At 73.2% G+C, this 6,428-nt stretch carries 2 protein-coding genes; one reads left to right on the top strand and one right to left on the bottom strand.

Going from position 1 to position 6,428, the window contains the following annotated elements:
• Positions 1 to 46 precede the first annotated feature (46 nt).
• Complete coding sequence (locus ACIQOV_RS21725) at positions 47 to 1,036, bottom strand: aldo/keto reductase (protein WP_401050794.1); 990 nt, start codon at positions 1,034 to 1,036, stop codon at positions 47 to 49.
• A gap of 1,007 nt (positions 1,037 to 2,043) precedes the next feature.
• On the opposite strand from ACIQOV_RS21725, the gene ACIQOV_RS21720 reads away from it, so the two are divergent.
• A partial coding sequence (locus ACIQOV_RS21720) for an amino acid adenylation domain-containing protein (protein WP_401050792.1) occupies positions 2,044 to 6,428 on the top strand: 4,385 nt, incomplete at its 3' end.

The raw sequence follows: 6,428 nt of genomic DNA, 5'->3' as shown, positions 1-6,428 counted from the left end.
GGGGGGGGGGTGGGGGCGGGGGCCGCCGTGACGTCGGACCGGTCGGTCAGCGGTTCACCGCCCGCATGCCGTCCTCGTCGTAGCGTTCACCCGCCACGTCGGGCAGCTCGGCGTCGATGCGGGCCAGGTCGTCCGCGGTGAGCTCGACGTCGACGGCGCCCGCGTTCTGGTCCAGGTAGGTGCGGCGCTTGGTGCCGGGGATCGGCACGAGGTCCTCGCCGCGAGCCAGGACCCAGGCGATCGCCAGCTGGGCAGGGGTGACGTCCTTCTCCGCGGCGATCTCGTTCACCTTCTCCGCGAGCTTGAGGTTGGCCGCCAGGTTGGCCCTGGTGAAGCGCGGGTTGGTGCGGCGGAAGTCGTCCTGGTCCAGCTCGTCCGGGGAGCTGAAGCGACCCGCGAGGAAGCCGCGGCCGAGCGGGGAGTACGGCACGAAGCCGATGCCGAGTTCCCGGCAGGCGGGGAGGACCTCGGCCTCCACGTCCCGCGTCCAGAGCGAATATTCGCTCTGGACGGCGGTGACCGGGTGGACGGCGTGGGCGCGGCGGATGGTCTCCGCGCTCGCCTCGCTCAGCCCGATGTGACGGACCTTGCCCTCGGCGACCAGTTCGCCGAGGGCGCCGACGGTCTCCTCGATGGGCACGTTCGGGTCGACCCGGTGCTGGTAGTACAGGTCGATGCGGTCGGTGCCGAGCCGCGCGAGCGAACCGTGGACGGATTCGCGGACGTGCTCGGCGGAGCCGTCCTGGCGGCCCACGGTCGACATGTCGCCCGGTACGGCGCTGTCCATCCGGTAGTTGAACTTCGTGGCGATCACGTACTCGTCGCGGTGTCCCCGGACGGCCTCGCCGACCAGGGACTCGTTGGTGAGCGGTCCGTAGACCTGTGCCGTGTCGAGGAAGGTGATGCCGAGGTCGAGGGCGTGCCGGATGGTCGCGGTGGCCTCGTCCTGGTCGGCCGTGCCGTAGAAGGCGGACATCCCCATGCAGCCGAGGCCGATGGCCGATACCTGGAGGTCCCGCAGACTGCGCTGTCGCACGTGAGCTTCCCTTCGTCTCGTCTCTGCCGTGGCCCGGCGCCGTCGTGGCGCCCCGGTCCGGGTGACCGGTCGGCCCCGTTTCCCTCGGAGCGGACCCTACGGTGCCGGTGCCCTCCGGAGGCGGACCGGCACGGCCGGCTGCGGGCACCCGTGCACGGTGGGCCCACAGGTGTGGCCCTCCCCGACCGCGGCGTCCGTCACCGGTGGTGTCGGCGAGGAAGCGGGGATGCCTGTCGGCACGGCGCCTCGGCGAAACCCCGCACGCCGGTCACGGCGTCTGCTGTTTTTCGTCAGGCCGGGCCTGGGCCGCTCGCCCGGATTGACCTGGATCACCGGCGCCTTTCGGTCGCGCGATCATTTTCGGCCGTAATCGAATCCTTGACGGTTCGCGCCGCATTCGACCCCCCTATCCTCGTGCCCGATCGCAGCTCTGTCGGAGCCAGGCGATACACGCACGGAATTCCCGCCCAAACCGCCCACGATGGGGGATCGTCAACTACCGGAACGGCCTCTGCCTGGACCTCGCCGGCTGGGCCGGCGACGGAAGTGACCGGGCCAACGACCTGCCCCTGACCGTTTACCCCTGCTACGACAGTTCGTGGCACGGCGGCGTCTACGACGGCTACGACGACCACATCTGGCGTTTCGCCGGCTGATCCCACGCCAACCCGTCGATCCCGCACGCTCCTTGTGAAGCGTGCGGGATCGACACCGGCGGGACCGCGGTCGGCGTCGCGGCCGAGGGGGTACCGGCTGACAAGCCGATCACAGCTATGGACCCCACCGGAGACGGCAAGTACGGTGGGCGCGTCGCTGGAGGCCCGCCCCGAAATGCCTTCGAGCTGACCTTCTTGGGCTGCCCGACCGCACTCGGCATCAGCCCGCACACAGCATCGGCAATGACAACTGACCAGCGCTCAAAAGGGCGTTTGCACCGAAAACCCGACGGACGTGGATCCGGTGCAGTGGCGCGTTCATGAGGGGGATCGACAATGACGTCGGCGAGCATGTCCGAAACCGGCCAGGTTCATCGGGCTTTCGAGGAACAGGCGAGACGGACCCCGGACGACATCGCCGTGGTGGCGCGGTCGGCCCGGACCACGTACTCGGAGCTCGACCGCAGGGCCGCCGCCGTGGCCCGCGAGTTGCGCCGCCTGGGCGTCGGGAGGGGTTCGCTGGTGGGGGTCTGCCTGGACCGCGACGAGTGGCTGATCCCGGCGCTGCTGGGGGTCTGGAAGGCCGGTGCGGCCTACGTGCCGCTGGATCCGGCCCACCCGGCGGACCGCCTGGAGTTCATCGCCACGGACGCCGGGATCTCCCACCTGGTCTCCTCGTCGGCCGTCCTTGAGCGCCGCGGCGACGTCCGCCGGGCCGCCGGCGTCGACCTGCTGCTCGTCGAGACGGTGGTCCCGGGCGCGGACGACCGCGCCGCCCTCGACATGTCCGGCGAGCCGACGGACGCCGCGTACGTGATGTACACCTCGGGCTCGACCGGTCGGCCCAAGGGCGTGGTGGTCGAGCACCGCAATGTGACGGCCCTGCTGCGGTGGGAGTCGTCCGTGTACTCGGCCGGCGAACTCCGCGGGATGCTGGCCGCGACGTCCGTCTGTTTCGACCCGTCGGTGACCCAGTTGTTCCTCCCGCTGCTCGGCGGCGGGACGGTGATCCTGGCCGAGAACCTGCTCGCGCTGCCGGCCCTGCCCGCGAGGGACCAGGTCACGATGGTCTACGGGACGCCGTCCGTACTGGCCGCGCTCGTGCGTGAGCCGCTGCCACCGGGCGTGCGCACCGTCCGCGCGGGCGGGGAACCGCTCACCCGGGCCCTGGCGGACCGGATCTACGCCAACGCCGGCGTACGACGGGTCGTCCAGAGCTACGGCCCGACCGAATGCACTGTCAGCTGCGTGACCCACGAGGTGCCCAGGGCCGGGCGGGGGGAGCCGCCGATCGGGTCGCCCTACGCGCAGAGCGGCCTCTCGATACGTGACAGCGCCGGGAACCCGCTCGGCGACGGCGAGGTCGGGGAACTCTGGGTGTCCGGTCCGCTGGTCAGCAGGGGCTATCTGGCCCGGCCGGAGCTGACGGCCGAACGGTTCGTCACGGATGCGGCCGGAGTCCGGCACTACCGGACCGGCGACCTGGTCCGGCGGGCGGACGGGCTCCACCACTTCGCCGGGCGGGTCGACGACCAGGTGAAGGTCCGCGGCTTCCGGATCGAGCCGGGCGAGGTCCAGGCGACGCTCGCGGGACACCCGGCCGTCCAGCACGCCGTGGTGCTGGCGCCGGCGGACGTGGACGGCACCCGGCAGCTGGTGGCCTACGCGGAGTCGGCCGACCGGACGCTCACCGAGGCGCGGCTGCGTGCCTGGCTCCGGGACAGGCTGCCGGACCACCTGGTGCCGTCCCGGATCGCCGTCCTCGACCGCCTGCCCGTCGGTCCGACCGGCAAAGCCGATCGCGTCGCACTGGCCGCGGTGGAGTTCGGCCGCGGGGTCGACACCGAGTACGTCGCCCCGCGCACCGACACCGAGCAGCGGATCGCGGCGGTCGTCGCCGGTGTCCTCGGTCTGGCGGATGTCGGCATCCACGACGACTTCGGCGCGCTCGGCGGCCATTCCCTGGCGGCCGCCCGCGTCTGTGCCGTCCTGGGCCGCGACTTCGGAACGACCGTCCCGCTGGCGGGCTTCCTCGCCGCGCCCACCGTCGCCGGACTCGCCTCGCTGCTGCGAGCCCGGTCGGCCGACGGCCCGGGCACCGGGCCGGAGCCCGCGTTGGTCCGTCACACAGGGCGGGACACGTACCCGCTGACGTCCGCGCAGCAGGGGATGTGGCTGCTGCGGCAGGTCAGTTCCGCCGAGCGCGCCACGACCATCGCCTTCCGACTGGGCCTGCGCGGACTGCGGGGCACGGCGCGGCTACGGGCCGCGCTGGACGCGGTGGTCGAGCGGCACGAGGTGTTGCGCAGCGTCGTGCCGGCCGGCGTCGTGGTGGACGCCTCGGGTCGGGGAGCGGACGACGAACCGGTCGCGCTGGTCCGCCCGCCGGCCCCGGTGCCGTTCGAGGAGCACGATCTCAGGGGAGTGCCCGAGGCGGAGCGGGTGAGCCGGGCGGCCGAGCTGACTCGCGCGGCCGCGGGCCACGCGTTCGACCTCGCCACCGAGACACCGCTCCTCAGGGCCACCCTGCTCCGGCTCGACGACGACACCGCCGAACTGGTCGTCGTGACCGACCACGTGGCGTTCGACGGCTGGTCGATCGGCGTCCTGATGTCGGAGCTGGTCGGCGTCCCGGGTGGTGGGGCGGACCACGGGTCGGGCAGCGGCTCGGACATCACGCCGCCGCCCGTACAGGTCGGCGACATCGCGCTGCACGAGCGCGCGCTGGCCGCCGGGCCCGACCGGGTCGAGGAGTTGCGGGCCTTCTGGGCCCGGGAGCTGGCGGACGCCGTCCCGCCGCACGACCTCCTCTCCGCCGGGCCCACCAGCCCCGGTCGACTGGTCGGCGAACGGCTGGCCCGTCCCCTCGACGCCGACACGGCGGCGATGCTGCGCGAGCTCGCGGCCGACTGCGGATCCACTCCGTTCTCGATGTTCCTGACCGCGCTCGGTGTGCTGGTCGCCGGCCTCACCGGCCGGTCCGACGTCGTCCTGGGCGCAGCCGTGGCGCACCGGGCGCACCCCGACCTGGAGGCGGTCGTCGGGCCACTGGTCGGCATCATGCCGATCAGACTGAGGCTGGCGGAGGGACTGTCCTTCCGGAGCGCCGTCGGCCGTGCCTCCGCCACGACTGCCCGCGTCATGGACCATCCGGGGTTCACCGTGCAGGACGCCTTCGAGGCGGCCGGCGTCGAACACCCCCGGGGAACGATCGGCACCCCGGTCGTGCTCTCGCTCCAGCCGGCCGGCCTCCCGGTGGCGGTGGAGCACGACGGCGTCCGTCTGGAGCTGCTCGGCGAGGTGAGCAGCGGCGGGACGCAGGCGGCGCTGACCGTGTTCGTCAACGAGACGGCGCGGGGGCCCGAGCTCCAGATCGAGTACGACGTGGACCGGTTCGGCCCGGCCGACGCCGAGGCGTTCGCCGACCGGCTGCTCCGGGTCCTGCGCGCCGCGGCGGCCGATCCGGACCTTCCGCTGTCGGCCCTGGAGCTGGTGAGCGGAGCGGAGAAGGCCGCTCTGCTCGCCGCCGGCACCGGAGTCCCGCTGCCGGCCGGCGGTCCGCGGACCGTGGTGGCGGCCGTTCTCGAACAGGCCGCCCAGCGACCGGCCTCGGTGGCCGCCTCCGACTCGGCCGGTGAACTCAGTTACGCGGAACTGGCCGAACGGTCCCGGCGAGTGGCCGCGGCCCTGCTCGCGAGAAGACCGGCCGAGCCCGCGGCAGGACCGGCGGCGGCATTCACCGTGGGGGTCTGCCTTCCCCGCGACCGGTACCTGCCCGCCGCCCTGCTCGGCGTCCTGCGAGCCGGTGCGGCCTACGTTCCCCTGGAACCGGACCAGCCCACCGAACGGCTGCGCGGCCAACTCGCCGACTCCGGGGCAACCGTCGTCGTCGCCGCCGAGGAGACCCTCGCGCTGGCCGGCGAGCTCGGCGAATCGGTCGGCGTCGGTGTCCTCGACCTGGGCGGCCTGACCGACCCCGGGCCCACGAGGCTGCCCGAGGCCGCGCCCGAGGGTCTGGCGTACGTGCTGTACACCTCCGGTTCGACCGGCCGGCCCAAGGGCGTGGAGGTCACTCACGCGAGCCTGGCGGCCTTCGTGGCCGCGATGCGGATCAGGCCGGGCATCCGGCCCGACGACGTGATGCTGGGTCTCACGTCACCGGCCTTCGACGTGTTCGGGTTCGAACTCTGGGTCAGCCTGGCCTGCGGACTCCGGCTGGCGATGCTGGACCGCAAGGCCGCGGTCGACGGGTATGCCGTCGCGCGGTTCATCGACCGGGCCGGGGTGACGCTGATGACCGCCACGCCGACCACGCTTCGGATGCTGGTCGCCGCCGAGTGGTCGGCCCCAGGGGTGCGCGTCGTCAGCATCGGCGAGCCGATGGACCCCGGGCTGGCGCGCGAACTCCTGGCGCGGACAGGCGAATTGTGGAACGCCTACGGGCCCACCGAGAGCACGGTCTACTCGACCGTGGCGCAGGTGGGGACGCCCGTCGGCGAGGCGGTGCCGATCGGCCGTCCGTTGGCCGGGGAGACGGCCTACGTGCTGGACGCCATGGGCCGGCTGGTGCCGCCGGGAGTCACCGGAGAACTGTGGATCGGCGGTGCGGGCGTCGCCCGGGGCTACCGGAACCGGCCCGAGGCGACCGCGGCGGCGTTCACCGCGGATCCGTTCGCGCCGGGCGGACGGCGCTACCGGACCGGTGATCTGGCCCGCTGGCGGCCATGGGGGTCCTC

It is taken from the genome of Kitasatospora sp. NPDC091257 (assembly GCF_044757675.1).
In the GTDB taxonomy this organism is placed as follows: Bacteria; Actinomycetota; Actinomycetes; order Streptomycetales; family Streptomycetaceae; genus Kitasatospora; species Kitasatospora lactacystinica.
Note: the sequence above shows the minus strand (reverse complement) of the source record. Positions and strands in the feature narration are given on the sequence as shown.